The organism is Sinisalibacter lacisalsi (assembly GCF_014640115.1).
Taxonomy (GTDB): Bacteria; Pseudomonadota; Alphaproteobacteria; order Rhodobacterales; family Rhodobacteraceae; genus Sinisalibacter; species Sinisalibacter lacisalsi.
Window position 1 is genome coordinate 345,257 of sequence record NZ_BMGI01000006.1, and the last position, 24,287, is coordinate 369,543.

Annotated in this window: 21 protein-coding genes and 1 pseudogene; 11 read left to right on the forward strand and 11 right to left on the reverse strand. The window is 61.7% G+C overall.

The genetic code is table 11. The annotated features are described in order from the left end of the window. Nucleotides 1-148 precede the first annotated feature (148 nt). Nucleotides 149-859, reverse strand: a complete 711-nt coding sequence (locus IEW01_RS17410) for a SapC family protein (protein WP_188530213.1) — start codon at nucleotides 857-859, stop codon at nucleotides 149-151. Nucleotides 860-1,357: 498 nt separating this feature from the next. Here IEW01_RS17410 and IEW01_RS17415 point away from each other — a divergent pair, with 498 nt between their 5' ends. Further along, the gene (locus tag IEW01_RS17415; RefSeq protein WP_188530215.1) at nucleotides 1,358-3,304 is read left to right on the forward strand and encodes an ice-binding family protein; all 1,947 of its coding nucleotides are present in this window, start codon (nucleotides 1,358-1,360) and stop codon (nucleotides 3,302-3,304) included. 214 nt (nucleotides 3,305-3,518) lie between these two features. Here IEW01_RS17415 and IEW01_RS17420 read toward each other — a convergent pair whose 3' ends face one another. Together IEW01_RS17420 and IEW01_RS17425 are read right to left on the reverse strand one after the other, a co-directional pair. Continuing rightward, nucleotides 3,519-4,685, reverse strand: coding sequence for a M24 family metallopeptidase (locus IEW01_RS17420; RefSeq protein ID WP_188530217.1), 1,167 nt, complete (start codon nucleotides 4,683-4,685; stop codon nucleotides 3,519-3,521). Beyond that, nucleotides 4,678-5,721, reverse strand: coding sequence for a pyridoxal-phosphate dependent enzyme (locus IEW01_RS17425; RefSeq protein WP_188530219.1), 1,044 nt, complete (start codon nucleotides 5,719-5,721; stop codon nucleotides 4,678-4,680). The genes IEW01_RS17420 and IEW01_RS17425 overlap by 8 nt, the downstream gene beginning before the upstream one ends. Nucleotides 5,722-5,895: 174 nt before the next feature. Between IEW01_RS17425 and IEW01_RS17430 the strand changes: the two genes are divergently transcribed. Next, complete coding sequence (locus tag IEW01_RS17430) at nucleotides 5,896-6,360, forward strand: Lrp/AsnC family transcriptional regulator (protein ID WP_188530221.1); 465 nt, start codon at nucleotides 5,896-5,898, stop codon at nucleotides 6,358-6,360. 61 nt (nucleotides 6,361-6,421) lie between these two features. Here the strand turns inward: IEW01_RS17430 and IEW01_RS17435 are convergent, their stop codons facing one another. Next, entirely contained in the window at nucleotides 6,422-7,087 is a 666-nt protein-coding gene (locus tag IEW01_RS17435; RefSeq protein ID WP_188530224.1) for an ArsR/SmtB family transcription factor, read from the reverse strand. Between the two features lie 91 nt (nucleotides 7,088-7,178). On the opposite strand from IEW01_RS17435, the gene IEW01_RS17440 reads away from it, so the two are divergent. Both IEW01_RS17440 and IEW01_RS17445 read left to right on the forward strand, forming a co-directional pair. Continuing rightward, nucleotides 7,179-8,021, forward strand: a complete 843-nt coding sequence (locus IEW01_RS17440) for a sterol desaturase family protein (RefSeq protein ID WP_188530226.1) — start codon at nucleotides 7,179-7,181, stop codon at nucleotides 8,019-8,021. Beyond that, a complete protein-coding gene (locus IEW01_RS17445; protein WP_188530228.1) occupies nucleotides 8,018-9,304 on the forward strand; it encodes an MFS transporter in 1,287 nt (428 codons plus the stop codon). The genes IEW01_RS17440 and IEW01_RS17445 overlap by 4 nt, the downstream gene beginning before the upstream one ends. Before the next feature lie 88 nt (nucleotides 9,305-9,392). Here the strand turns inward: IEW01_RS17445 and IEW01_RS17450 are convergent, their stop codons facing one another. From IEW01_RS17450 to IEW01_RS17465, 4 genes and pseudogenes are all read right to left on the reverse strand, one after another. Beyond that, nucleotides 9,393-10,460, reverse strand: coding sequence for an amidohydrolase family protein (locus IEW01_RS17450; protein ID WP_188530230.1), 1,068 nt, complete (start codon nucleotides 10,458-10,460; stop codon nucleotides 9,393-9,395). Beyond that, complete coding sequence (locus IEW01_RS17455; protein ID WP_229738339.1) at nucleotides 10,453-12,345, reverse strand: TRAP transporter permease; 1,893 nt, start codon at nucleotides 12,343-12,345, stop codon at nucleotides 10,453-10,455. Before IEW01_RS17455 ends, IEW01_RS17450 begins: the two co-directional genes overlap by 8 nt. Before the next feature lie 177 nt (nucleotides 12,346-12,522). Next, nucleotides 12,523-12,655, reverse strand: a pseudogene (locus IEW01_RS17460) (transposase); the annotation flags it as partial. 466 nt (nucleotides 12,656-13,121) lie between these two features. Continuing rightward, nucleotides 13,122-13,724 (reverse strand): hypothetical protein, encoded by a 603-nt coding sequence (locus IEW01_RS17465; protein WP_188530234.1) that lies wholly within the window; start codon nucleotides 13,722-13,724, stop codon nucleotides 13,122-13,124. A 45-nt stretch (nucleotides 13,725-13,769) separates the two neighbouring features. On the opposite strand from IEW01_RS17465, the gene IEW01_RS17470 reads away from it, so the two are divergent. From IEW01_RS17470 to IEW01_RS17480, 3 genes are all read left to right on the forward strand, one after another. After that, the gene (locus IEW01_RS17470; protein ID WP_188530236.1) at nucleotides 13,770-15,095 is read left to right on the forward strand and encodes a DUF3137 domain-containing protein; all 1,326 of its coding nucleotides are present in this window, start codon (nucleotides 13,770-13,772) and stop codon (nucleotides 15,093-15,095) included. 117 nt (nucleotides 15,096-15,212) lie between these two features. Further along, nucleotides 15,213-16,724 (forward strand): WG repeat-containing protein, encoded by a 1,512-nt coding sequence (locus IEW01_RS17475; RefSeq protein WP_188530238.1) that lies wholly within the window; start codon nucleotides 15,213-15,215, stop codon nucleotides 16,722-16,724. Between the two features lie 127 nt (nucleotides 16,725-16,851). After that, a complete protein-coding gene (locus IEW01_RS17480; RefSeq protein ID WP_188530240.1) occupies nucleotides 16,852-17,358 on the forward strand; it encodes a DUF2259 domain-containing protein in 507 nt (168 codons plus the stop codon). Here IEW01_RS17480 and IEW01_RS17485 read toward each other — a convergent pair. Then, entirely contained in the window at nucleotides 17,350-17,748 is a 399-nt protein-coding gene (locus IEW01_RS17485) for a hypothetical protein (protein ID WP_188530242.1), read from the reverse strand. The two genes, IEW01_RS17480 and IEW01_RS17485, sit on opposite strands and share 9 nt — an antisense overlap. 1,396 nt (nucleotides 17,749-19,144) lie before the next feature. On the opposite strand from IEW01_RS17485, the gene IEW01_RS17490 reads away from it, so the two are divergent. Beyond that, complete coding sequence (locus tag IEW01_RS17490) at nucleotides 19,145-20,257, forward strand: GGDEF domain-containing protein (protein WP_188530244.1); 1,113 nt, start codon at nucleotides 19,145-19,147, stop codon at nucleotides 20,255-20,257. A gap of 180 nt (nucleotides 20,258-20,437) precedes the next feature. Next, nucleotides 20,438-21,406: an IS1595 family transposase gene (locus tag IEW01_RS17495; RefSeq protein ID WP_188530246.1), complete on the forward strand. Its 969-nt coding sequence runs from the start codon at nucleotides 20,438-20,440 to the stop codon at nucleotides 21,404-21,406. 203 nt (nucleotides 21,407-21,609) lie between these two features. Here the strand turns inward: IEW01_RS17495 and IEW01_RS17500 are convergent, their stop codons facing one another. Continuing rightward, entirely contained in the window at nucleotides 21,610-22,461 is an 852-nt protein-coding gene (locus tag IEW01_RS17500; protein WP_188530247.1) for a DUF3800 domain-containing protein, read from the reverse strand. Nucleotides 22,462-22,466: 5 nt separating this feature from the next. Here IEW01_RS17500 and IEW01_RS17505 point away from each other — a divergent pair, with 5 nt between their 5' ends. Continuing rightward, nucleotides 22,467-22,616 (forward strand): hypothetical protein, encoded by a 150-nt coding sequence (locus IEW01_RS17505; protein ID WP_188530250.1) that lies wholly within the window; start codon nucleotides 22,467-22,469, stop codon nucleotides 22,614-22,616. A gap of 117 nt (nucleotides 22,617-22,733) precedes the next feature. Here the strand turns inward: IEW01_RS17505 and IEW01_RS17510 are convergent, their stop codons facing one another. Continuing rightward, a complete protein-coding gene (locus IEW01_RS17510; RefSeq protein WP_188530252.1) occupies nucleotides 22,734-23,006 on the reverse strand; it encodes a WYL domain-containing protein in 273 nt (90 codons plus the stop codon). Between the two features lie 340 nt (nucleotides 23,007-23,346). Here IEW01_RS17510 and IEW01_RS17515 point away from each other — a divergent pair, with 340 nt between their 5' ends. Further along, entirely contained in the window at nucleotides 23,347-24,204 is an 858-nt protein-coding gene (locus IEW01_RS17515; RefSeq protein WP_229738340.1) for a sterol desaturase family protein, read from the forward strand. Nucleotides 24,205-24,287 lie beyond the last annotated feature (83 nt).

Sequence of the window (24,287 nt, forward strand, 5' to 3'; positions counted from 1 at the left end):
GATCGCGGCAGCAAGCGCAATGGCAATCACGGTGCGGAAGGTGTTGGCAGCAAGCATTTGGAACTCCGGGATAATCTAAAAAAAGGGGATAAATCAGAAAAAACGGCCATGGAAAGCCGCGAAATTTACTCAACCGCCCAAACGGACGTCAGGCGGACTTTCTCCCCTTTGCAGTCTCTTTCTCTGGGGTGGTGGGTTTCAGCTTCTCAACCGAGCGCAGGCTGGCGATCTGGGCGTAAATCGCCTTGAGGAACCCAGCCTGGTTCAATGTCTGCAGCCGCTTCGCCGAAAGGTCGGCAAGGGCTGTCTCGTCAATAATCAAAAGGCCGGTCACGACCGATTTCGTCCCGTCCGGGGCCGTCGTGTCCAGCGTGGCGTCCTGAAGCAGGCCGAACTCGTTCAGCATCGCGCAGAACGATTCCGTCTTCACCGCGGCATCGCGATAGCTCTGCGCGAGCGTAAGCGCGCGCGTCAGCGTGTCTTCCTGGTCCCCGGCCTCGGAAAAGAACCGTTCGCCATCCTCCTCGCCAAGCCCCTCGTAGGTCTCGTCGATACACAGGATCGATTCGGTCTCGTTGACATCGCCGATGATGAACGGATAGCGCCGCAGATAAGCCGGCACGTAGGCCCCGGTCCAGAGGCCGTCCTCGGAGATGTAGGCATTGGTGCCCGGCGCGGCTCCGGTCACGAACACCACGGAGGGACCATCGGCACCGGGAAGAAAGGCAATCGGCAGATCGACGGCGAGCTCGAACTCGTCGACCAGCGCGGGAATCACGTTGGCGGTCCGCGCAAAATCGAGCGGGCGCTCCGGGCGGGAAAGCCGAAGGCCCTGATGCCGCCGGGAATCGAGCGGCACGACTGACTTGTAGAAAAGTGGTGTGTCTGAAGACATTCCCGTCAATTACCCCCCTGCGGGCACATCTGCGGTGTGTTCGACACACTCTTTTGATAGCTCCATTCGATACTTACCAACACCGGCAGCCCCCAATCTGTCAATAGAAAACGCGACAAAACGTCACTATTCACGCGCACCAAAAGACACCCCAGCGCCTTGAAAGAAGCCCCCGGGAGCGCGGGAAGCGCTTGGCCCGGACACAACTGCCCGAACGCCACCATTCAATCTTCGCGAGCGCCCTTTCGGAGCCGGGGCCGTCCTGCCTTTCGCGGGTGCAGCCACGCCCCTCTTCCAAGGGCTGCATCGTGCCATTCAATCAAGCACATGCATTGATGCGTTTGGAAGATCGCGATCACTGACCGGCACTAGATTGACGAATTCAAAAAGTTTGTTATAGTTAACTAATTCTTGGGGCTGTATGCGTCGAGTAGTGAGTTTCGTAAAGAGGGCCGGTCTCAAATGTCCAAATCACTCCGTGTCGTTGCCGCGTCGGCACTCGCCGCAATCCCCTTCAGCATCGCCCAGGTCAGTGAAAGCACCGCGCAGGAGTTGTATGACTTCGGCGTCATTGCCGGCCAATCGCTGACCAATACCGGCCCGACGACGATCGTCGGAGATATCGCGGTCAGCCCGGGAAGCTCGTATACCGGCTCCGGCAGCGTCACGCACACCGGGGCGACGTACCTCGGAGATGCCGTGGCGGCGCGCATCCAGGACGATCTGACCACTCTCTACATGGTCCTGTCCGGCCGCACGACCTCGGTCGGTGGGGATCTGACGGGTCAGGATCTTGGCGGCATGGTTCTCTCCCCGGGCGTCTACAACTTCGACACATCCGCAATGATTTCGGCGGGTCAGACATTGACGCTGGATGGTGGCGGCGATCCGAACGCGATCTTCATCTTCAACATCGGCTCGACACTGACCGCTCAAAGCGGTTCCGCCGTGGTGCTGCAGAACGGGGCGCAGGGTGGCAACGTGTTTTACCGGATCGGAAGTTCCGCGACGCTGGACACGACCGCCGACCTTGTCGGCCAGCTCGTGGCGCTGACGAGCATCTCGTTGAACACCTCCGCCACGCTCGGTTGCGGCGCGGCCTACGCGCGCAACGGCTCGGTGACGCTGGACAGTAATACGATCGGGATCTGCACCCTCGCGGGCAATGATTTCGATACGGTCGTCGACGAGTCCGAGCTTACGGAAAACGAACTCGCCATTGCCGAAGCCCTGTCGGATTATGTGGCCGGTGGCGGCGTGCTGCCGATCGGTTTTGCCATTCTGGCCGCCACCCAGACCGCCGAGGAACTGGCCCTCAGCCTCGCCCAGTTGTCCGGCGAAGTCGTCACCGGCGTCGCGCCGACGGGAATGCAGGCGATGAACGCTTTCCTCGACACTGCGGTGGGCTCAGGCAGCAGGCCGCGCAACCAGGTCATGGCGCCGAGCGAACCCGGCATTCCGGCCGGTATGGTGAGGGAAAAGATCGACGCGGTCTATGGCGGCAAACTCGGCGCCGCGCAGCCGGGCCCCGTGGCCCCGGCGCTCGCCTATCCAGCGAGCTTGGCCGCGCAGCCACGGCCATGGGATGTCTGGGCGTCCGCCTATGGCTCTCGCGCTGTAACCGACGGCGATCCGAACCGCGGCTTGCAGGAACGCACCTCGCAGAACCTCGGGTTTGCGGCCGGCTTGAATCACGCGGTCGGATCGAGCTCGGATATCGGCATCGCGTTGTCTTGGAACCAGGCGAATTTCGCGCTGGGCAACGGATTCGGCTCCGGCACCAGCGACACGCTGTTTGTCGCGCTTCGCGGTCAAACCTCAACGGACTTGGGCTATCTTGAAGCTGCGCTTGCCTATGGGCGAAGCGACATCACCACTGACCGCACCTTGACGATTGCGGGCGTGGATCGGCTGATCGGCGCAACAACGGCAGACACTTTCGCGGCGCATGTCGAAGCCGGCTACCACATGGGCAATTTCACGCCCTTTGCAGGGTTGCGCGCGCAGTCCTACACAACGCATGCCTTTTCGGAAACAGCCGCTTCGGGCACATCAAGCTACGCGCTGCAATATGATGAACACACCACGACCTCGCTGCGCAGCGAACTGGGGCTCGACATGCAGTGGGTCAACGAGCGCGACGGAGGCGCGATGACGACATTCGGATTGCGCGCCGCATGGGCCCATGAGTTCGCGTCGAACCAACCGGGCACAAGATCATTCGTCAATGCACCCGGCGTGACCTTCCCGGCATCCGGAGCGGCGCGGGACAGAGACTCGCTGATCCTGGCCGCGAACGCGGGGATGGCCGCGTCCAACGGGCTCTACTTCGATGGCGCGATCAAAGCGGAGTATTCCCGCAGTTCGCGGGATTTAGGCGGATCTCTCACGGTGGGCTATCGCTGGTAGTTCAGCGGTCGGGGGCGCCCCTCTCGCTTTAGGAATCAGCACCATCCTCACCCCGATCCGCGCGGAGACGATCTTGTTGAGTACCAGGTTTGCGCCGGCCGGCGCACGGACCCATACGCAAACAGCTGGCGAAAACTCCCTTCGATCGTCTCGTCCGCCCGAGCCACGAGCGGGCCATGGCGGAAAACACCCTGCAGATTGCCGCGAAAGGCGCTCACCGGCCGACCACCGGCAAGTCCGCCTCCGCACGCGGCGAGAGCAGTTCCGCGCCGTCCTCGCGCAGCACCAAATTCTCCTCGTGCACCATGATGCGCCCGTCCCCTGTTTCGCAACAAGGTTCCAGCGAAAGCACCATGCCGGCGCGCAAAGGCGTCTCATCGCGCGGGGTGAACGATGGCCACTCGGTCAGCGCAACGCCAAGCCCGTGGCCGAGACGCCCGCGCGATACCGTAGCGCCATGGCGGCTGAGCGCGTCGCGCAGCAGCCGATGCACATCGCAGGCGCGCAGGCCGGGGCGCAGGAGCTTCACCACATCCTCGGTTGCTTGCCAGAGCGCGGCATGGGCGCGGCGCGCGGCATCGGTGGCGCGGCCGATGGCGAAATTCCGGTCAAAGTCACAGAAATACCCATCCTTCACCGCGCCGGTGTCCAACATCAAAACCTCGCCTCGCGCCAGCTGTTCGGGGCCGGCGGACGAGATCACATCGCCATAGCCATCCGGCCCCGCACCGCCCGCGACATAGCTGACCCAATCCGCCCCCGCCTCGAGAAGCGCGACCTGGAAGTCGCGAAACACCGCGTCGAGCGGGCGGCCTTCCGCGGCGAACTGCGGCACCCGGGCAAAAGCGCGCGCGCCGATGGCACAGGCCTCGCGAACCTTCGCGATCTCGGCGTCGGACTTGATCTCGCGCACCCGCTGCACGCAGGCGGTGGCATCGACGAAGGCGCGGGGGGCAAGGCTGCTTCGCAAGGTTTCGAAATCGGCCAGCGGCATGCGCAGATGCGTTTCGAGACCCATCGGCAGGCCAACGCGGCCGCGCTCCGGCACCAGCCCCGCCAATGTTTCCGTCAGCAGGCTGATGCCATCGTCAAACGGGTCCGGCGCCTCCCAGGTGCGGATCACAGGCATCCAGGTGCGCCCCATGAGGTCCGCCCCGATCGCCGGGATCACCGCCACCGGATCGCCCGAGCGTGGCACCACCACGAACCAGGGGCGCGCGGGGCTTTCCCAGAAACGGGTGAGAAAGCCGGTGACGTAGAATACATCCGCCGCAGCGGTCAGCAGCAGCGCGTCCAGCCCTTGCGCTTCCATGCCCTGTTGCAGACGGGCGGTCCGCCCCCGGTATTCCGCCGCGGGAAAGATCAGCGAGCGCTCAGCCACCTTCCGGGCCTTCCGTCAGGAAAGCCAGAACCTGTGCCTGCGGCGGCAGGTCCAGCCCGGCGATCAGGGCGGCGACCCCTGCGCCACCCGAGGGCGTCGTTGCCAGCCCCCGCGCCGCCAGCTCCGCCGCCCCTCTCCGCGCCTCGTCCTCGGTGATGGTGAGGAAGAGATCGGCGTCGCGCGCCAGCCCATTGAGCGCGATCAGCGACGCCGTCTTGCAGTCGAGCCGCCCCATGCAGGACGCAGGCCCCCGTGTGTCCACCATGGCCCCGGCGCGAATGCTCTCGATCAGGGCCGGGGCGGCATCGGGTTCGACAACGATAACCTGCGGCCCGTCGCCCCAGACCCGGCGCGCATGGGCCGCCACGGCGGCGGCCAGCCCGCCCACGCCGGCCTGCAACAGGATATGGCTGGGCGCCGGCCCGATCTGGCTGGCGGCTTCCTCGGCCAGTTGCAGATAGCCTTCCATCACTCGCAGGGGCAGCTCGGTATAGCCGCGCCAGGAACTGTCGGACAGAAGCGTCCATCCCTGCGTCTCTGCGGCGGCTTCGGCCGCATCCATGCTTTCCTCATAGCTCGCGCCCGCGCGGACAACCTCAGCGCCCTTGGCCGCCAGCCGGTTGGCAAAGGCCGCGGGTACCGTCTCGGCCAGGTAGATGACCGCGCGCGCACCGAACAGCCGCGCCCCCGCCGCCACCGACAAGCCGTGATTACCCGCGCTCGCCGTCACATAGACCCGCCCGCTCAAGGCCCGGCCCCAGTCCTGCGCGCCTGTCGCCGCTGCCTCGCGCGCGATTGCATGGGCCGCGCCGAGCGCCTTGAAACTGCCCAGCCCCATGCGCGCGCGTTCATCCTTCAGCACAAGCCGCGCCACCCCGAGGTCGCCGGCCAGCGCGGGCACGTCGCGCAGCGGCGTCGGCACATGGGCCGGGCATTGCGCCAGAAGTCGCGCCACGCCATCGGCGCTGTCGAGGGGCATCGGCGCATCCAGTGCCAGGCCCTGACCACGCCACGGGTTCTGCAATAGGTTCGGCATGTTTTCCCTCTTTCGCCCTTTGCGCCAGTCTAGCCCGGAGGAGTGCGCGTTTCTTCGAAATCCCCCGCAGGGACAAGCCGGTTTTCGGCGCATTTCTGGTGCCTGACACGGTTTTTCGGCCCCATTGCGGGAAATGCCTTCGGCTCAAACGGATTTTCCGCCAGTCTGCGGCGCATGGACAGATTCGATGCCGTCATCCTCGATGCCCTGCAGCACAACGCCCGGCTGACGGCCGAGGCCCTGTCGCTCCAGGTGGGGCTCTCGCCCGACGCCTGCCGCAAACGTCTGGCGCGGTTGCGCGCCTCCGGCGTGATCGAGGCCGAGATTGCCGTGCTCGACCCCGCCCAGGTCGGGCGCGGGTTGTTCCTGATCGTCGAGGTCACGCTGCAAAACGAGCGCAAGGCCGATCTTGACCGGTTCAAGGCCCGGATGCAGGCCGCGCCCGAAGTGATGCAATGCTATTACGTCACCGGAAACGCCGATTTCATCCTGATCCTGTCGGCCCGCGACATGGCCGATTACGAAGACTTCACCCGGCGCCAGTTCTTTGCCGAAGACAACATCCTGCGCTTTCGCACCAGCGCCGTGATGGACCGCGTGAAAACCGGGTTTGCCGTGCCAGTTCAGCCGCGTGCGTGAGGCACTCCGCAAGGACAGCGCCCTGCCCGTCAACTGACGCGCACCGGCGCAGCCACGGCGGTCAGCCCTCGCTCATCAGCACTGGCCGTCCCTCTTCCCGCCACTCGGGCAAACCGCCCTCCATGCGGCGCGCGTCAAGCCCGTGCTTTCGAAGCGCCGCGACGGCCTGATGGGCGAAAATGCAGTAAGGGCCCCGGCAATAGGCCACGACCTCCGTTGCGCGGTCGAGCCCGGCGATGATCTCCTCCAGCTCGGCCAGCGTGGCATTGCGCGCGCCCGGAATGTGTGCCGCGGCGAATTCATCCGGCGGGCGGATATCGAGCAGGGTCACGCTGCCTTCGGCCAGCCGCCGGGCCAGCGCATCCCGGCTCACCGGCTCGGGCCGCTCCTCGCCGCCCGCAAGCCCGCGCAGGATGTGCTCGACTTCGGCCAGATTGCGCTCGGCCACCACGCGCAAAAGGTCCATCAGCCTGAGCGCCTCGGCATCGGTCAACCGGTAGATCACCGCCTTGCCTGCGCGCTGGCTGGTCACAAGGCCGGCACGGCGCAGGTGCTGCAGATGCTGCGAGCAATTTGCGATGGTCAGGCCGGTCTTCTCGGCCAGCGGTTCGACCCCGCGCTCGCCTTGCGCGAGTTGTTCGAGGATCAGCAGCCGCGCCGGGGAGGACAAGGCGCGGGCCACCAGCGCGTATTCGTCGAGCAGGGCGGCCTTCGGGCTGTTTGACACGGGGCATCTCCGGATGATACTTCATTCAAGCACTTACTTGAATGTAACGATTCCCCCGGCTCCCACAACCCTCAACCGCGCGAGTGCCGCCATGTCAGACACCATCATGTCGGCCGAACCGACGATCCGCCTTGCCGCGTTCCTAGGAGTCCTGCTCGCCATGGCGCTGTGGGAGGCGGCCGCGCCGCGCCGCCGCCGCTACATTCCCCGCGTTCTGCGCTGGACCAACAATCTCGGGCTCGTCGTGCTCGATACCCTTATCCTTCGGCTCAGCTTTCCGATCCTCGCGGTCGGTTTGGCGGTTCTGGCCGAAGAGGGCGGCTGGGGGCTTTTCAACAACATCGACGCGCCGCTGTGGCTCGCGATCGTGGCGTCGATGCTGCTGCTCGATCTCGCGATCTACCTCCAGCACGTGATGTTCCACGCCGTGCCGGGGCTCTGGCGGCTGCACCGGATGCACCACGCCGATCTCGATTTCGACGCGACGACGGGCCTGCGCTTTCACCCGGTGGAAATCCTGCTTTCCATGGGGGTGAAGCTCGCGGTCGTGGCGGCCCTCGGCCCGCCCGCCGTGGCGGTGCTGCTGTTCGAGGTGATCCTGAATGCCACGGCGCTGTTCAATCACGCCAACATAAACCTGCCGCGCCCGGTCGACCGGGTTCTGCGGCTCATCGTGGTCACGCCCGACATGCACCGGGTGCACCATTCCTCCGACCCCCGCGAAACCAACTCGAATTACGGTTTCAACCTGCCCTGGTGGGATCGCCTGCTCGGCACCTACATCGCCCAGCCCGCGAAGGGGCACCACGGCATGGAAATCGGCATCGAGCAGTTCCGCACCCCGCGTGACCTCTGGCTCGACCGGATGCTGGCGCAGCCCGTCCGCGGCCCCGCGAGCGGCCATGCGCTCGACAGCCGGGAGCGCGACACATGAGTTACACCCTCGGCATCCGCGAAAACCTGCGGCCGTTCCTCGAGCAACTGCTGCAGGTCTTCTTCGTCGGCCTGACGATCGGCCTTCAGCGGACGGTGATCCCCGCGCTGGCCGAAAGCGAGTTCGGAGTGGTGCAGGGCTCGATGACGGCGATCTTCGCCTTCATCGTTTCGTTCGGGATCGTGAAAGGGGCGATGAACTTCGTCTCGGGCCGGATCTCGGAGCGGATCGGGCGGCGACGCGTTCTGATCTGGGGCTGGATCGCCGCCCTGCCAATCCCGTTCATGATCCTGTTCGCGCCGAACTGGGGCTGGATCGTTGCCGCAAACGTGTTGCTCGGCGTCAACCAGGGCTTCGCCTGGTCGATGACCGTGACCGCGAAGATGGATATCGTGAAGGGCTCCGAGCGCGGGCTGGCAACCGGGTTCAACGAATTCGCGGGCTATGGCGGCGTGGCTCTGGCGGGATTGGTCACCGGCTATCTCGCCAGCTATTTCGATCCGCGGACGAGCCTGTTCGTCTTCGGTCTCGCGGTCATTCTGCTGGCGCTCCTGGCCGCCCTGCTGGCCTTCACCGAAACGCTCCCCTACGCCCGGGCCGAAGCGGCGCGCCATGCAACAGGTGCGACAGCGGGACCGCGCGCGGCCTACGTCGAGGGGCCCGACAACCCCACGTCGGTCCAGATCTTCGCCTTGGTCAGCTGGCGCAACCCGACCTTCATGGCGCTGGCACAGGCGGGCAGCGTCGAAAAGTTCGTCGACGCGCTGATGTGGGCGCTGGTGCCGGTGTTCATGGTGGCGCAGGGCGCGAGCCTGATCGAGATCGGCTGGGTCACCGGGATCTATGGTTTCGTCTGGGGTGGCAGCCAGCTCTGGACCGGGCCGCTCTCCGATCTCGTCGGGCGCAAGTGGCCGACGGTGACCGGGTTCTTCCTCTGCTCGGGCGGGGTCCTGGCATTTCCCATGCTGGCGACGGTCACCGGCTGGGCGGCTGCGGCCGCGGTCACCGGTGTCGGCATGGCACTGCTCTATCCAACCCTGATCGCCGCGATGGGCGACATCGCGCACCCGTCGTGGCGCGGCTCGGCGCTCGGCGTCTACCGGTTCTGGCGTGACCTTGGCTACGCCATCGGCGCCCTCTCCATGGGGCTGATCGCAGATGCGGCGGGGATGCTCGAGGCCGGTTTCTGGTTCACCGCGATCGCGATGGCCGGCTCCGGCCTCTGGCTGATCCTGCGGATGAAGGAAACCCACCCGCGCCTGAGCGTCGCCGCCCGGCGTTGAAGACGCAGGCCGCGACCAGCCATCTCGATGGCGATCGCGGCCTGCGTGAGAGGTGGTCGGGGGGCAGCGCCCCCCGGGCCCCGATGTCTCAGATCTTGAACAGCTTGCGCGCATTGTCCTCGTAGAACATCTTCAGATGCTTGGCCGAGATGTCCATCGCGTCGAGCGCGCCCACTTCCTCGGGGACGAACTGCCACGGGTAATCCATGGCATAGAGCATCCGCTCCGGCCCGATCACCTCTTGCACGAACTTGATCGGCGGCGCCCAGCCAATCCCGCTCGAGGTGTAATAGAAGTTGTCGATCAGGTAGTCCCATGCCCGTCGCTTCAGCGGCTGCACGCCGGCGTAACGATCCGACTTCGAGATATGGCCGTGCATGTAGTCGATGCGATAGAGCCAGTAGGGCAGCGCCTCGCCGCAATGGCCCAGCACGATCTGGAGCTTGGGGAAGCGGTCGAACAGCCCCGAGACCATGAGGCGCAGCGCGTGCAGCCCCGTCTCGCTGGCGAAGCCATAGACCGCCGCGTCGAGACCACGCTTGAGGAAGGGCTCGATCATCTGCGGCGAGGGCGTGTTCGGGTGCAGGTAGATCGGCACGTCGAGCGCCTCGGCGGCCTCGAACAGGCCCCAGTATTTCTCGTCGTCGAGATAGGTGCCCAGCGTGTGCGAATTGAGAATGCCGCCACGCAGGCCGAGCTTGGAAACGCCGCGCTCGAGTTCCTTCTCTGCCTCGCCGATGTCCAGCGGGCTGAAGGCGGCCAGCCCGACGTAGCGGTCGGGGTGGGCCGCGATCCCTTCGGCCAGCTGGTCGTTGGCACTGCGCGCCAGCGCGCTGGCCTGGGCCGGGTCAAACACCTGCACGCCCGGCGCCGACAGCGAAACCACCTGCATGTCGATCCCCGAGGCATCCATGTCGGCGATCCGCTCCTCGCCGAGGGTCTGGATCCGACGCGAGTGCGCGCGCGCCTTCTCGGTGCGGGACGAACCGAAGAAGCCCCACAGGCTCTGGAAGCCCGGGTCGCTGATCGACCCGTCTTCAAGCCCCTTGAGGTAGAGCGTCATGATCTCGGGCGGAAGCCATGCCTCTTCGGTCGCGATCCGCTTGTAGGGCGGATTGGGATTGCGGGGCGGCATCGGGGGGTAGCGTTCACTCATGGACTGGCTCCTTTTGCGCGCTCGGCGAGCGCGGGGTGGGCGCGCCGGAAAGGCGCATCAGAAGAACGGCGGCGGGATATCCCGCCACCGCGATAGCGATGGCAATCGGCGAGGCCGGCGGCACGATGGCGGTGATGGCCCCGACGGCAAGCGCGGCCGCCCCCGCGCCAAGCCGCCGCACGCCGCCGCCGAAAGCGCGGGGCGAGGCCAGCACTTCGGCCAGCAGGTAGCCCGCCGTCAGGATCGTCGCCGCCGATACCGCGATCTCGGTCCAGGTGCCGTCCATCAGGAGCGCCGGGTTCAGCGCGAAGACGAAGGGCAGAAGATAGGCCATGATCGCCAGCTTCACGCCGACCAGCCCCGTCTCCCACATGTCGGACTTGGCAATCGAGGCGGCGGCATAGGAGGCGATCGCGACCGGCGGGGTCAGCATCGACAGGAGGCCGAAGTAGAAGATGAACATGTGCGCCGACATCTCGGTCACGCCAAAGCGGATCAGCGCGGGCGCCAGCAGGACCGACACGATGACATAGACGCCGGTGGTCGGCATCCCGACGCCAAGCAGCACCGCAAGCGCCGCCGTCGCCACCAAGAGCGCCATCAGGCCGCCAAGCTCCGCGATCCGCCCGAGCGCCATCGTCAGGCTGAAGCCAAGCCCGGTTACGTTGATCGTGCCGATCACCACGCCCGCCACCGCGCAGACAAGGAGAACCGGCACCAGCGTGGTGCCCGCCGCGGTGAGGATCTGCCAGATCACCCCGAGCTTGAGCCCCTTGCGGGCGGACATGACGAAGTATAGCGCCAGCGCCGCCGCCGAGGAGTAGAGCGCGGCCTTGCCCGGCGAGTAGCCCAGGAAGAACAGGAACCAGATCAGAACCCCGATCGGCGCGATGAGCGGCCAGGCCGCCAGCAGCGCAGCGCCCAGTTTCGGGAGGTTTTCGCGCGGCTCGCCCTCGATGCCGTGATAGGCGGCATAGCGGTCGACCTGCCGGTAGAGCAGGTAATAATAGAACACCGCGGGCAGAAGCGCCGCGATGACGACGGAGGCATAGGAAACCTGAAGAAACTCGGCGATGACGAAGGCGGTCGCCCCCATCACCGGCGGCGCGATCTGGCCGCCGTTCGAGGCGACCGCCTCGATCGCGCCGGCATAGCGCGGCGGAAAGCCCGATTTCTTCATCATCGGGATGGTCACGATCCCGGTCGACATGACGTTGGCCACCGTCGATCCCGACAGCGTGCCGAACAGCGACGAGGCAAGGATCGCCACCTTGGCCGGCCCACCGCGCTTGTGGCCCATCAGCGCCAGCGCCAGCCGGGTCATCGCCTCGCTGCCGCCAACCGCGTTCAGTGTGGCGCCGAAGATGATGAACCCGAGAATTTGGGTGGCGCCGACGTTGAGCACGAGGCCCGGAATGCCGTTGGTGTCATTGTAGATATAAAGCAGGTAGCGCGCGGGCTTCAGGTAGGCACCCTGGAACAGCCCCGGCGCCATCCAGCCAAGAAAGCCGTAGGCAAGAAACAGAAGCGTCAGAATGGCGAGCGCCCGCCCGGCCAGCCGCCGGGTCGCCTCGACGGTGCCGGCGATGGCGATGATCGCGGGCAGCCACTTGTCGGTCGTGCGGATATGCGCCGTCAGCAGCCAGTCTTCATAGCTCCACGCCAGCCAGAGCCAGCTTGCCAGCGCGGCCAGGCCCAGCGCGAGGTCGCCCCAGCGCCAGGCCCCGGCATGGGGCCTGGCGAGAAGGCCCGCGAGAACCCCCACACCGAGAATCGCGGCGAGATACTGCTCGGTGATCAGGACGACCCCGAGCGCGGCCGGAACGTTGAGCAGGCAAAGTATTCCCATCGCCGGAATCGCGGCGGCAACAAATGCGGGTTTCACGGCAAAAGCCTTCCTGTTGCGATGCGGTTACTGCAGCGAAGCGTCGCGCGCGGCGTTCTCTTCGCTCCAGATGCCTTTCTCCTCGTAGAAGCGCACCGCCGCCGGGTGGTAGGGCACGGTGTTGCTCGGCATCGCCATCCGCTCGGGTGCGGCCCCGCCTGACAGGCTCCCCAAACAGCTTCAGCCACTTGTAGAGAGAATACTTGCTGACCCCCAAGCGTCGGGACACCTCCCGAACTGGATACCCGCGCACCGTGATCTGATGCACCGCGTCCCGCTTGAACTCGTCGCTGTAGTTGCTTGTACCCATGGTCGCCTCCTCGGCTCAAAGTAAGGGGGCAAAGCGTCTACAAATCTAGGGGCACCTCAGACGGCTTTTTGGTTCCGCCTCTCTAAAGTTGAAAGCGGCCATTGGCGCAACCGCAGCGAATTCACACTTCGTCCCGCTCTGCCAACCTTCACCCTCCGAAAATGCTGCACGATGCACGAATGGCCGGTCTGGTGAAGCTGCGCTGCAGAGCCGGTCACCTTGGCGAGCGGCGGCTTTGGGCCGGTCGCGACAGTTGCCTCAGTTGCGGCAAAGGTCTGGAAAGTCCGCCCCCGCCTCATCCGCCGATCCACCGAAGGCGAACCGGGATCCTTTCGCAAGACGGTGGCAATTCAAATCCCGGCCGTTGGGAACAACTTTCGAAGTCCACAACAGGGCGCCTTTGCACCGCGGCTGGATCGCCAAGACTCACTTTAGGCGGACCACGTCGCCAGCAATGTTCAGCGGTTCAACGGTGCATGACGATCGGGCGCCGTTCCACGATTTGCTGACCACGGGCGACTCCATGCACCTGTTGGAAGCCATAGAGCATATCGTGGTCCACGACGATAAGTCGGATGGTAAAGGTCATCGACACGCCATCGACCGTCATGCTGTCCGCGCCGACGAGGCGTGGCAGGTCATTCACGGCGCAGTCCGTGAGTATTTCGATGTCGTTGTCGTCAATCTCCAGATCGGGCACGTTCGTTGCCGTATGGCCATCTGGCAGCGATGGCTGTGCGTCAAAGCTCCAATCGACACCGGTTTCCCAATCCAGTGCGAGATCGATGCCCTCCGGGTTGTTGGAAAAGATGGTCAGGCGCCCGTCGCGCAGCTCGGTACGCCCTGTATCTGCCGAGGCCTTGGCACCGTGGGGCATCACCATCGGCCCCATGATCACGTAGCCTGCCTTGGCCTCACTGACCCACTGGCCTTCGAGTTGAGTTGAAACCGCCTCGAGCGCCGCGGCACCGGAAATTCCACAAAGAGTGTCGCCATCCTCTGCGCTGGCGGGCGCCGCCAAAGCGGTGATGAGCGCGGTCGCGGCAAGTGCATAATTCGTGATTGCCATGTGTCCCTCCATCAGTTGGCGGGCGGGGTCGCTTCACCGTCATCCATGGGTTCTGTTGGCGTTCAGACCCGCACGGTGAAGGTGACCTCCTTGGTCGGACGTGGCGGCCAGCACCCGTTTTCCACTGTCAGTCTCACCTCATTTTCTCGTTTTTTCAATCGCTTCCTGCCGTCCGTCGGTGTTGCATGCGTGGGACGGCCGGTGCAGACCCTCGTGGACAGCGCGATTTCATTTCCGGGGGCCGACCTGTTGTTTGACAGTTTTCGATGTGCAACGCTGCCTGCGTTGTCTGCGGTACCGAAGGTCAAGAGGAGATCGAACCAGACACGTAGCATGGGGGAGCACTTGTCAGATTTCACCGAACACAGCCCGATCGAGGCCGGCTTTGCCGCAGTCTACAGGGCGCGCATCGCTCCCCGCCTGAACGAACTGGAACAAGAACGACAGGCTGTCCTGGCCAAAGCAAAGAGTCACGCCGCAATCGCTCTGGCGGCAGGTGCGGCGCTTGGGGTGCTGTTCCTGCTTTTCGGTTCGGGCTCGGACGGGCTGGCGGGCGCGCTTGTGGGCTTCGGCGTTCCGCTGGCCTTCGGTGCCGTCGCAGCCTTCCTGTTGTGGAAACGTCAGGCGGAGAGTTGGAGCGGGTCGGCTGCCAGGGACGTGATGCCCGTGGTTTGCGATTTTCTGGGCGACCTGACCCATGATCGCAACGCCTTGAAAGGCTTTCCGCTGGAAAGGATGCAGAAACTGGGCGTGATCCGGCGCTTCTCGAAGTCGGAGGTCAGCGACCGGCTGGCAGGGACCTACCGCGATGTGCCCTTCGAGATCGTTGAGGCAAAGCTGATCAACGACAAGAGCCAAAGCAGCACGAACGCGGACAACGATAACAGCGACAGGTCATCACGCACCCAGTTCAAGGGGCTCTTAATGCGGATCGGCGTGCCCGACCCGATCCCGGGGCGCATCCTGATCGCCCGTGACTATGGCATGGGCAACAAGTTGATGGGCATGTTTGGCGGTGCGGGCCGCGACCTGCCCCGGGTTGAGACCGGACACGCGGCCTTCGAGGATTTGTTCGAAGTCCATTCCGACGACCCAGACATGGCCATGAATGTATTGCCGCCCGCGTTTCTGGACAGCTTCGTGAAAATCGCCAAGTCCGAAGGCGGGCGTCGCGGGGCCAAGGGGCTTGAAGCGGGATTTCATGACGAGGCGTTCTTTCTGGCGCTCCAGCGCGACGACGACTTCCTCGCCTTGGGCAAGCTGACCACACCTGCGGACGAGATCGAGGACGACCTGCACGGGGTCTTCGACGACATAGCCAAGGCCCGCCGCATCATCGACCGGTTGCACGGCGACCACCCGGAGACATGAGTTAAAGAGGCAATTGACATCGGCGGCGTTGTGGCTAGCCGCACCACGGACACAGGTCCAAAGCTTCGCGAAGGCTTGGCCTTTGATGAATGACCATCCGCATCTGGAAGGGAAAACATGCGACAGACACGTCTTTCAAAAACTGTAATCGGCTTTCTTGTCATCGGAAACGGCGCATTCGCGCAAGCCGACGTGCAATGCACCGACCAAACCTGTTTCGTCGAGGCGGTCAGGGCCTGCGATCCCGCCAGCTTTCGCGTTCAGGACCCCGCCGGACTTGGCGCGGAGGGCGAGTACAGCGTCGTCGGGTCGGTCGGAGAGTCCTGTCAGATCTCATTCGCCTTTTCGGAGAACCCCGATCCTGCCTTTGTGGACAAGCCGCTGACCTTCGTGGTCGATCCCGATGACGCATCGAAAGAGACCATCCTCGGCGCCTTGGAACGTTGCCTGACGAAGCGCGATGGTGCTGATCAATGTGCCGGCCCGCTGCTTGAGCATGTGGCAAACGTCGCGCCGGCGCGTGGCGCTATGGAAGCCGGCGAGGGCCCGCTGCCCTGTGGACAACCGGTGGAAGTCGCGGGAGACCCTCTCTATCCGATGCCGAAAGACGGTAAATGGGGCTACGTCGACCGCGACGGTACCTGGCAAATCCCGCCGCAATGGGACCGGGTCAAGGACTTCCACGAGGGCCGGGCCATGGTCGGCGGTCAGCATGCCTGGGGCATCATCGACCGCGAGGGTGACTACATCGTCCCGCAGGAGTTCGAGAGCGCTTCGGTGCAAACGATCGGCGAGGAACGCTGGGCGACCTCGCCTTTCGCGTCCTATTCGGAAGGCTGCACGGTGGCGAATATATTCACCGACAGATCACAACCGACATTCTTCATTGACCGCGATGGCAAGTCCTACTGGCGCGAGGAACGACCTGAGGCGCTCCGGTCGCGCGACATCCGTGCCTTTGGTTCCTTCTCGGAGGGTCTGGCCTGGTTTCGGGAAGATGCCTCGCCTGGCGACCTGCATGGCTGGATCGATCCTGAGGGCACCGTCGTGATCGAGGCGGAGTTTGCCGACGCCGGAAATTTCTCCGACGGCCTGGCCCCCGCTAGCGTGGACGACGGGATGGCAGGCTTCATCTCGCCCGACGGGCAGTTGCAACTGCCGGGAAAATGGACGCTCGATCACGCGGAACCCTTCTCGGATGGACTGGCCTATGTCGCACCGAGACCTTTCGAGGGGGCTTTCATGACCGCAAGCGACTTCGCCTTTCAGCGTGTCCTTTTCGCCGGTGTTGACGGTGCAAAGCCGAGGGTCGCCCCCATCGACTCGGCGGGCGCCTTTCACGACGGGCTGGCACCTGTCTTGGCGGAAGCGGCTGATGGCAGTCGCGCGTTCGTCTACGTGAACACTGAAGGCGAAGTGGCCTTCGTTCCCGATGACCTTGACGGCATCAAGGTCTGCGACCCGCGAACAAGGCCCGAGTTCCACAACGGGCTGGTCCGTCTCGTCGTGGCCGACGACGGCGAGACCTGTGAGGGACAGTATTTTACCAGCGGTCTGCCTCACTACGACGACGCACATTACATCTACATCGATACGGATGGACAAATTGCGCTGCGGCAGGAGCGATGACAGTCAAGAAAGTTGTCAGACGCCGCCCAGATTATGAAAGGGAAGACCATGTCTAACGCAAGGCTGGCGCCGAACCGCGAGAGACACGGCATCCTGCGGTGGATGGCGGCTTTTTTTCGCGTTCAGCATGGGTTTGCTGGCCGGCAGATCCGACGCAAGCCCTTACACGCACGACCGGATCGTCGGGGTCTCGGATGACGGTCGGTACTTTGCGTATGAAACCTTCGGGTTGCAGCGCGGCTCGGGCTTGCCATTCTCCAATATCTTCGTTGTGGATCTGGACCGGGATGCCTGGGTCACCGGATCTCCCTTCCGGGCCGGACGAGGCGATGAGGTCATGATCGAGGTCGAGGCCGTGCCCTACGCGGCGCTCGATTCGACGCGGCAGGAGACCATGCGATCCGCAGACCCGATGCTGCGCGACCTGTGGATGGGCGGTCGCGCCACCGTGTTTTGCGCCGCAGGGATCGAAAAGGCGCATGAGGGCGATGATCTGATCCGCATCGACATTCCCAATCCGCACGATCCCACCGCCGCCCCGTCCGACAGCTTTTCCCTGTCCTTGGAGAGTTTTCCGCCCCTGGTGGAGCAGATTACTGTTTCGAACCAGAGTTGCTTCGTGGCCTTAGTCTGAGGCTCCAAACTTCCAGAGCCCCGGCAAGAAGGCCTCCCGGTACCAGCGCGCCTCTAGGATTTTCAGACAATCCATCGCGAGCTTGTCAGCGAGGGCTTCGGCGTAGGACACGGCGAGAATGCGCAATCGTGGGTTCTGCCCCAGCAGCCAGGCCGGGAAAGCCACTGAGGCGGCGATCGACTTCAGGGAGCGGGGCGGCATCGTGATAATGAGGCGGTTGATGTCGCCCCGGGCAATTCGTTCCAGCTGGTGCGCGATCGCGTCAATGTGCCAATTGTGCAAATAGGCGCTGCCCGGATCGACCTCGAGGAAGGCTCTCTGGATGAAACTCGACAAGTCCTGCCAAAGTAGCGCCCTCAGGGCTTCCCGTAGATCAACTCGCTCCGTCATCGTCCTGCCCTCCGCATTCTTTGCTGTGTTTGGTGCTTGCCAATGAATTCACCCGATCTTCAAAAAAAAACGATCGAGGATTTCTGCCTCGGACCCAGATAGCCCACGTTCGCTTGCCCGCGCCTCTTCGTCCGCGTCGTTCTCCTGCATCAGGGAGATCAGCCGATCGAGTGGCCCACCGACTCGTCAACTCCCTTTACGCCAAGTTGGAGGGGCGGGTCGTGGATCACCAGCTCTCTGACGCTGCCCTGAACTTTCATTTCCAGGAATTCCTCAAGACAATCCGGTCATGAACGACGCTGAGCCCTCTCAGATCCGCTTTGGGTTTCAAACGTTCTCTGCGCCAACCACGAATGGCGGCTGTGGACGCGCCCCGACGGGGCGCGCAACGCTGCACACGCAAACGCGAGAGAGGTTACCGGGGTATGCTGAGGGCTCGGCGTGGACTTGCGGCGTCGCGGGGCGCCCAAGCAGCCAGGTTCTGGGGGGCCGTCGGTTCCGGCCCAGACCGCACTTCGAGGTCACCGTTGAACGCCGCGGTGCGGCTACACCAGACCTGCCGTTCGTGCATCGCGCAGCATGCTCGACCCTTTTTCGAAAGAGCCAGGCTGCTGTCCGCGTGTCTCGGTGTCAGCCGTCCACAAGATGTTGGACGGAAGCTCGGTCGACTTCGGCTATGTCAGGTGCCCATGACCGGAAGGCCTTGAACATTGATCGGACTGCCAATCGCCATCTTCGCCATCAGCATCATGGCGCGTGACGTTGCCGTCGTCGCGGGCCGGCTACCTCCTGTTGACGGCGACCGACGCAGGTGTCGTGGCGATGTTGTAGCAGGCTGCTCGCCCTTGGCCCAGCCGGGCCGAAGGCCCCGACGTATTGCGAAAGCAACGCAGCGATGCCCCACCTCAAGCGGACCTTGCCCCGCAGCATCGAGGCGGACGCGAACGGGCGGAGCGGCCTGAATGCGCCCAATCGGCACGGCCCACCGCCTCAACTTTGCAAGGCGACTCCCTGCCAAGCGTCATCGTCCTTCCACCAGTCGGCCTTCAGCCGCATGATGGTCTTGGCGGACAGACCCTTGGCAATCGGGTCCAGCAGCGCCTCCACCGACTCGGTAAAATTGCCCGCGGACAGCAGACGCGAGCCTACCCATCTGGTCAGCTTGCAGCAGTCAGGGACCGTCCATCTGGACAGTATTCAGAAGTCGTAAAACATGATCAAGTTCAGCAACAGAGTTCTAAGCAAATCAAGACCTGTGAGTTTTCACTGCCTCAACAGAACAAAAATAGGAGAAGTAAATGAACAAACCTGTCATCACAATCTCTAAATTCTTGAAGCGCCGAAACCCTGCAATATTTGGAACGACAGTAAATCGATTTTCTCGAAAAACTCTGTGATGACGTCGCAATATCTCATATCAATACTGAACTTGGCCGGATTAATGGCATTAATAGCGGTTGCCTTTTATGGCGCGTTCAAATTGGCTTCCCATAGCATAATTCAACAAAAATTTGCTGGTATGATCCTTGGTGCAGGTGCTGTACTCGTCTCCCTTCAACCGATCATGCACGCAAGCGGGGTCCAGAACGATCCACGTAACCTATTTGTTGGTATTGCTGCGGCGATTTTTGGTCCATTGGCTGGTATAATAACTTTTCTTTTTGCCGCTACTACAAGATACTATCAGGCAGCCCCATCGGCTAACGTTTGCGTTTTTTCGCTCTTTGTTGCTGGATGTGCAGGACTCGTCTGGAGGCATTATACACGGAATGCAGAGCGCAAGCGTGAAGTGCACTTCATCATTTTAGGTTTGACTATCAGCATGTCCTACCTCTCTACATTCTTGCTGCCTCGTGATCATTGGCAGGAAATTTTCATGACAGCAGTTCCGGTTTTAATTGCGACAAATATCTTGGGCTCAATGGTCTTGGGTGGCTTGCTTGAACGCCACCGCCATCAGGAAAAGCGAGAGAGAAAATTGCTCAATCAAGCTTCTTATGACCCATTGACTGGCGCGATGAATCGTCGAGCTTTTGATAAGGAGTACGAGAACTCTGTGTTGTCTCGGACATCTTCGGGCATAGCAGTCATAATAATTGACTTGGATCACTTCAAAAAAGTCAACGACACTCACGGGCATACTGTCGGTGACAGAGTTTTAGTTGGCGTTTCCAAGATTCTTCAGCGCAGCATTCGTGACGGCGATCTGTCCGCCCGTTTTGGGGGAGACGAGTTTATTCTGTGCCTCCCTGATATAAGTGTCAGCGATGTGACAAAGATAGTTGATCGAATCCAGGAATCCATTGCTAAATTTGGAAAGGAAGGATTTGATATCGATTTGAGTTTGACAACAAGTATCGGTGTGTATTGGAATCAGAAGCCTCAGAGATTGGAAGCCGCGTTCGAGATTGCTGATAAATCTTTACTCCAAGCCAAAGCGAATGGTAAAAACCAGTCGGTGTGGGATGATAGAACCTCTTTTTCCCCCAAGGTGTCGAATGCCATCTAAGGAAAGTCGTCCGATCAATGGCTCCGACACCGCGAATGCTCCGGCCTGACGGCGCTTCGGAGAACAGGACGCGCCATATTCGGCTAATTTCCCGGCATCAGCGTTAAAAATAGGCGATTGTATACTTGACAAACCCATTGTAGATTCCTACATTGGAGTCAAGTAGTTGAGGAAATCGCCATGTCCGTTCTTAGCAAAGCCTACATGCACGACGAAGCCGCAGCGTTTGCGCACGTTGAAAGCATCATCTGGCCCGATGGTCCGGTTTGCCCGCATTGCGGCGTGGTGGATCGTGCCTATCCCCTGACTGGCGTTCGCTCCAAGCCGAGCAAGAAGAACCCGGAAGGCGTCGAGCGCCACGGCCTGTGGAAGTGCCGCGAATGCCGCAAGCAGTTCACGGTTCGCAAGGGCACGATCTTTGAAGAAAGCCACATTCCCATGCACAAGTGGCTTCAAGCGATCCACCTGATGGTGTCCAGCAAGAAGGGCATCAGCAGTCACCAACTGCACCGCGTCCTCGAAATCACGCACAAGAGCGCATGGTTTATGTCTCACCGTATCCGTGAGGCCATGCGCACCGATGGTGACTTTGATTTCGGTGCTGGTGGTGGCATGGTTGAGGTTGACGAGACCTTCATTGGCAACGATCCTGAGCGCCGCAAGAAGAAGAACCAGCGCCACTACCATCACAAACAAAAGCTCGTCACGCTGGTGGATCGCAACAGCGGCACTGCCCGCAACTTCGTTCTGGACAACATCAACCAGAAGACGCTTCGCCCGATCCTAGAAGCGAACCTTGCCCGTGAGGCCGTGCTCATGACCGACGAAGCGGGTTGGTACAAGGCGCTTGGCAAGGACTATGCGGATCACCAGACGGTCCAGCACCGCGCCAAGGAGTACGTGCGCCGCGATAACCCGATGATCCACACCAACACAATTGAGGGATATTTTAGCATCTTCAAGCGCGGCATGAAGGGCGTCTATCAGCATTGCAGCAAGAAGCACCTGCACCGCTACGCGGCTGAGTTTGAATTCCGCTATAACAACCGCTTGGCCAATGGCGTGGAAGATGCGGAGCGCGGCGAGATCGCGTTGCGCGCTGTGGTTGGCAGGCGATTGACCTATAATCGGACTGATTTTGCCAGATAAGCGGAAAGAAAAATAGATGTCGCGGGAATGCAGAATTCTGGTGACAGATTCCACCGCATATGCGAAGATTCAGCGCGTGGGAAACGCCGGAATACTCCCCATGTTGGAGCGCAGCAAGCGGCTCCGGCGGCTTCAAGTACGGTTGTCCCAATGGATGACAGCCTACCAGACTTGAGGCAACTTGGGGCCGGGGCCCACGCGCCCTAAAACCGATAGCCATAGTGTTCGAAAATCAGTTTTTGGTCATCGGTCAGCCTCGCCTTCCACGGCGGGGAAGGCTGCAATACTAGCCCATAGTCAGCTATGACACCGGCCTCCCGGCCCATTCTTGGCTCAAGCGCTATGGCTGGCTCGATCGCCCATTTTGGCCCCATGGCATCCGCAGCTTGGTAGAAGGAACTTGCTACAGCATCCGCCAGTTGTAGGCCAGCAATGCTGTAGTGGGGGACATACTCGACCAAACCATATCTGAGCACCTGGTGCGCAATCTCTCGCTTGTTTAGGAAGGTGGACCCGCCCGTTGCTTGCGCCTTGAGCACTTCCCAATATGCCTTTGTCTGGCCGTAAGAGTGTCCACCGCGCGCACTGAATATCACCTTCACGTAACGCGGCTCTTCGAAACGTTTTACGCTGTCTCTCAAGCAGAAGTCGGTAACGCGCTCCATCAGGAGCCGCACACAATAGTTATAGTACCACTGCTTGCCGCCGCGCTTGGCCGCGCGAGAGTTGTTGTGGCCGCGCATATTCTTCTTGTTCGATGCGACCGCAAAAAACCTGCATGGGTAGTCTGCCAACAATTCGCAAGCACGTCGTCGCTTAGTTGGGGACAGATCCCGGTAATGCAGCGCCGGGCCTTGGGTGGCATTTATATCCGTGCGGATGTCTTTGACCCAGCCGACCGTCTCCTTCTCGTATTGCGAGCGTATCAACAGCCCGCCGATACATAGCCATTCACTTCCGCCGTTTTGATCTATAGGCTTTACACGTTTAAGGCCGTCATCCCCGGCCTCATCAATGTAGAGAACATACTCGTATGGTTCTGAAATATTAGGCATTACACATGGGAACACCTGACGACAAAAAGAGTCAATTAGACAAGTTCAAGGAAGCCGCCCGCCAGCTAGAGACGGACGACGACGAGGCCAAGTTCGAAGAACGCCTCAAGGAGCTGGTGAAGCAGAAGCCTAAGGGCGGCAAGAGAGACGGTTGAGGTAGTTGAATACCCCAATTATTTGGGGTATGATGTTACCTATGTCATGCGGACACGCCTCAGACTGCGCCGTTCACAACTTGCCAGCGTATCCGGCTGGGCCTTGCACTTGCGGTTTCACAACTGCGCGTAAATCCGATCCATCATCTCGTCATTGCGCTTGTAATCCGGTCGGGCACGAGGAAACACACTCCCCAGCGACAGGCCACCTTCCATGTCGCGAACGTGAAAAAACCTCCAGCCCTTCCCGCCAAGCTGATAGGCTCGCAAAGCGTCGTGCCCCTTAGTGTCCTCGCCATAGCAGTGAGGTTCAACCACGCGGCGCTCCCCGTGATAGAAGAAGGTGAGGGTGCGCCTTTCGTTGATCGCATCTATGATCGTTTGGTTCACAGAAAATCCTCCATCGAATGGAGGACACGCTACCGCTCACATCATGGGTTTGTCAAATATACAATCGCCTAAAAATAATCGGCAGTTCTGGGCAGGGCACGTCATGAAGGGCGGAGAGTGTGAATACACCGCAAGTGCGAACCCTAATCGAAAGTGCTCCAGAAGCGATCTTCTATCGGCACAGAATCCGCACAACCGTTCTACACCGCATGGGTTCGGTCGGGGCCAAACAAAAGCCGATATTATTGTCTCATCCAGACTCATTTTGGCGTGCACCAATATCTTGACACATTTGAAAGCTACACTGTCCATAAATTACTTTGAAAGGTAGGTTCAGAACATGGATTGGCTTCAAGAATTCCTGTTGAGTTCCTTGAGTGCGGTTAAATTCGCCGGTTTTGGAATGCTGGGCCCGGCGCTATTTTTTCTGTGCCTGGGTTATCTAGTGAAGCGAAAAGCGTTGTTTGGCGACATCCGCCGCGCCATGCGGGAAACTGGACTGAACATTCAAATCATGCTGTTCAATCTCGTCGTCACCGTGCCTGTCATTGTGTTTGCCTCGACGTTCCTGTCGAGCTTCTGGCACTCTACTGGACTGGTCCTCTATTCGCCTGGAACATGGCAAGATTGGCCGGTTCTGGGGGTAATTGTCGTAGCCGTTGTCATGGGCGATTTGGTCGGCTATTGGCGTCACCGGTTCGAACATAATTCACTCCTGTGGCCGTCCCACGCGGTGCACCATTCCGATACGGAGATGACGTGGCTGTCGTTGGAGCGATTCCATCCGATCAATCGGCTGACGACCTTCGCAATTGATTCCAGCGCGCTTCTGATCCTTGGCCTGCCGCCATACGCGATCGTAGCCAACTCGCTTGTACGCCATTACTATGGTTTCTTCATACACGCCGATCTGCCTTGGACCTATGGCAAGTGGAACATCATCCTCGTCTCGCCCGCGATGCATCGCTGGCACCATTCTGCGAACGAGGTCGCTCATGGTCGTAACTTCGCGACAGTTTTTGGCGTATGGGATTGGGCATTCGGCACCCATTATGTCCCCGGTCCATGTGAAGGCCCCCTTGGCGTTACAGATGAGATTGATCGCACCCTCTGGTCCCAATTCAGCTACGCATTCCGGCCGAAGGCCTATCAGCATCTGTTCAGCAGCAAGTCCGACAAAGACATGAGGTGCCCCTAGTTTCCTAGACACCTGCCTCGTTGAGTTTCTGCTGTCTGATCTCGAAGTCAACGGGCGACAGCATGCCGTTGTTCGTGTGCTTG

Coding starts and splice junctions, on each gene's coding strand:
- IEW01_RS17415 (WP_188530215.1), top strand. CDS start 1,358: ATGTCCAAATCACTCCGTGTCGTTGCCGCGTCGGCACTCGCCGCAATC.
- IEW01_RS17425 (WP_188530219.1), bottom strand. CDS start 5,721: ATGCCGAACCTATTGCAGAACCCGTGGCGTGGTCAGGGCCTGGCACTG.
- IEW01_RS17430 (WP_188530221.1), top strand. CDS start 5,896: ATGGACAGATTCGATGCCGTCATCCTCGATGCCCTGCAGCACAACGCC.
- IEW01_RS17440 (WP_188530226.1), top strand. CDS start 7,179: ATGTCAGACACCATCATGTCGGCCGAACCGACGATCCGCCTTGCCGCG.
- IEW01_RS17445 (WP_188530228.1), top strand. CDS start 8,018: ATGAGTTACACCCTCGGCATCCGCGAAAACCTGCGGCCGTTCCTCGAG.
- IEW01_RS17450 (WP_188530230.1), bottom strand. CDS start 10,460: ATGAGTGAACGCTACCCCCCGATGCCGCCCCGCAATCCCAATCCGCCC.
- IEW01_RS17465 (WP_188530234.1), bottom strand. CDS start 13,724: ATGGCAATCACGAATTATGCACTTGCCGCGACCGCGCTCATCACCGCT.
- IEW01_RS17470 (WP_188530236.1), top strand. CDS start 13,770: ATGGGTTCTGTTGGCGTTCAGACCCGCACGGTGAAGGTGACCTCCTTG.
- IEW01_RS17475 (WP_188530238.1), top strand. CDS start 15,213: ATGCGACAGACACGTCTTTCAAAAACTGTAATCGGCTTTCTTGTCATC.
- IEW01_RS17480 (WP_188530240.1), top strand. CDS start 16,852: ATGGGTTTGCTGGCCGGCAGATCCGACGCAAGCCCTTACACGCACGAC.
- IEW01_RS17485 (WP_188530242.1), bottom strand. CDS start 17,748: ATGACGGAGCGAGTTGATCTACGGGAAGCCCTGAGGGCGCTACTTTGG.
- IEW01_RS17490 (WP_188530244.1), top strand. CDS start 19,145: ATGACGTCGCAATATCTCATATCAATACTGAACTTGGCCGGATTAATG.
- IEW01_RS17495 (WP_188530246.1), top strand. CDS start 20,438: ATGTCCGTTCTTAGCAAAGCCTACATGCACGACGAAGCCGCAGCGTTT.
- IEW01_RS17500 (WP_188530247.1), bottom strand. CDS start 22,461: ATGCCTAATATTTCAGAACCATACGAGTATGTTCTCTACATTGATGAG.
- IEW01_RS17505 (WP_188530250.1), top strand. CDS start 22,467: ATGGGAACACCTGACGACAAAAAGAGTCAATTAGACAAGTTCAAGGAA.
- IEW01_RS17515 (WP_229738340.1), top strand. CDS start 23,347: ATGGATTGGCTTCAAGAATTCCTGTTGAGTTCCTTGAGTGCGGTTAAA.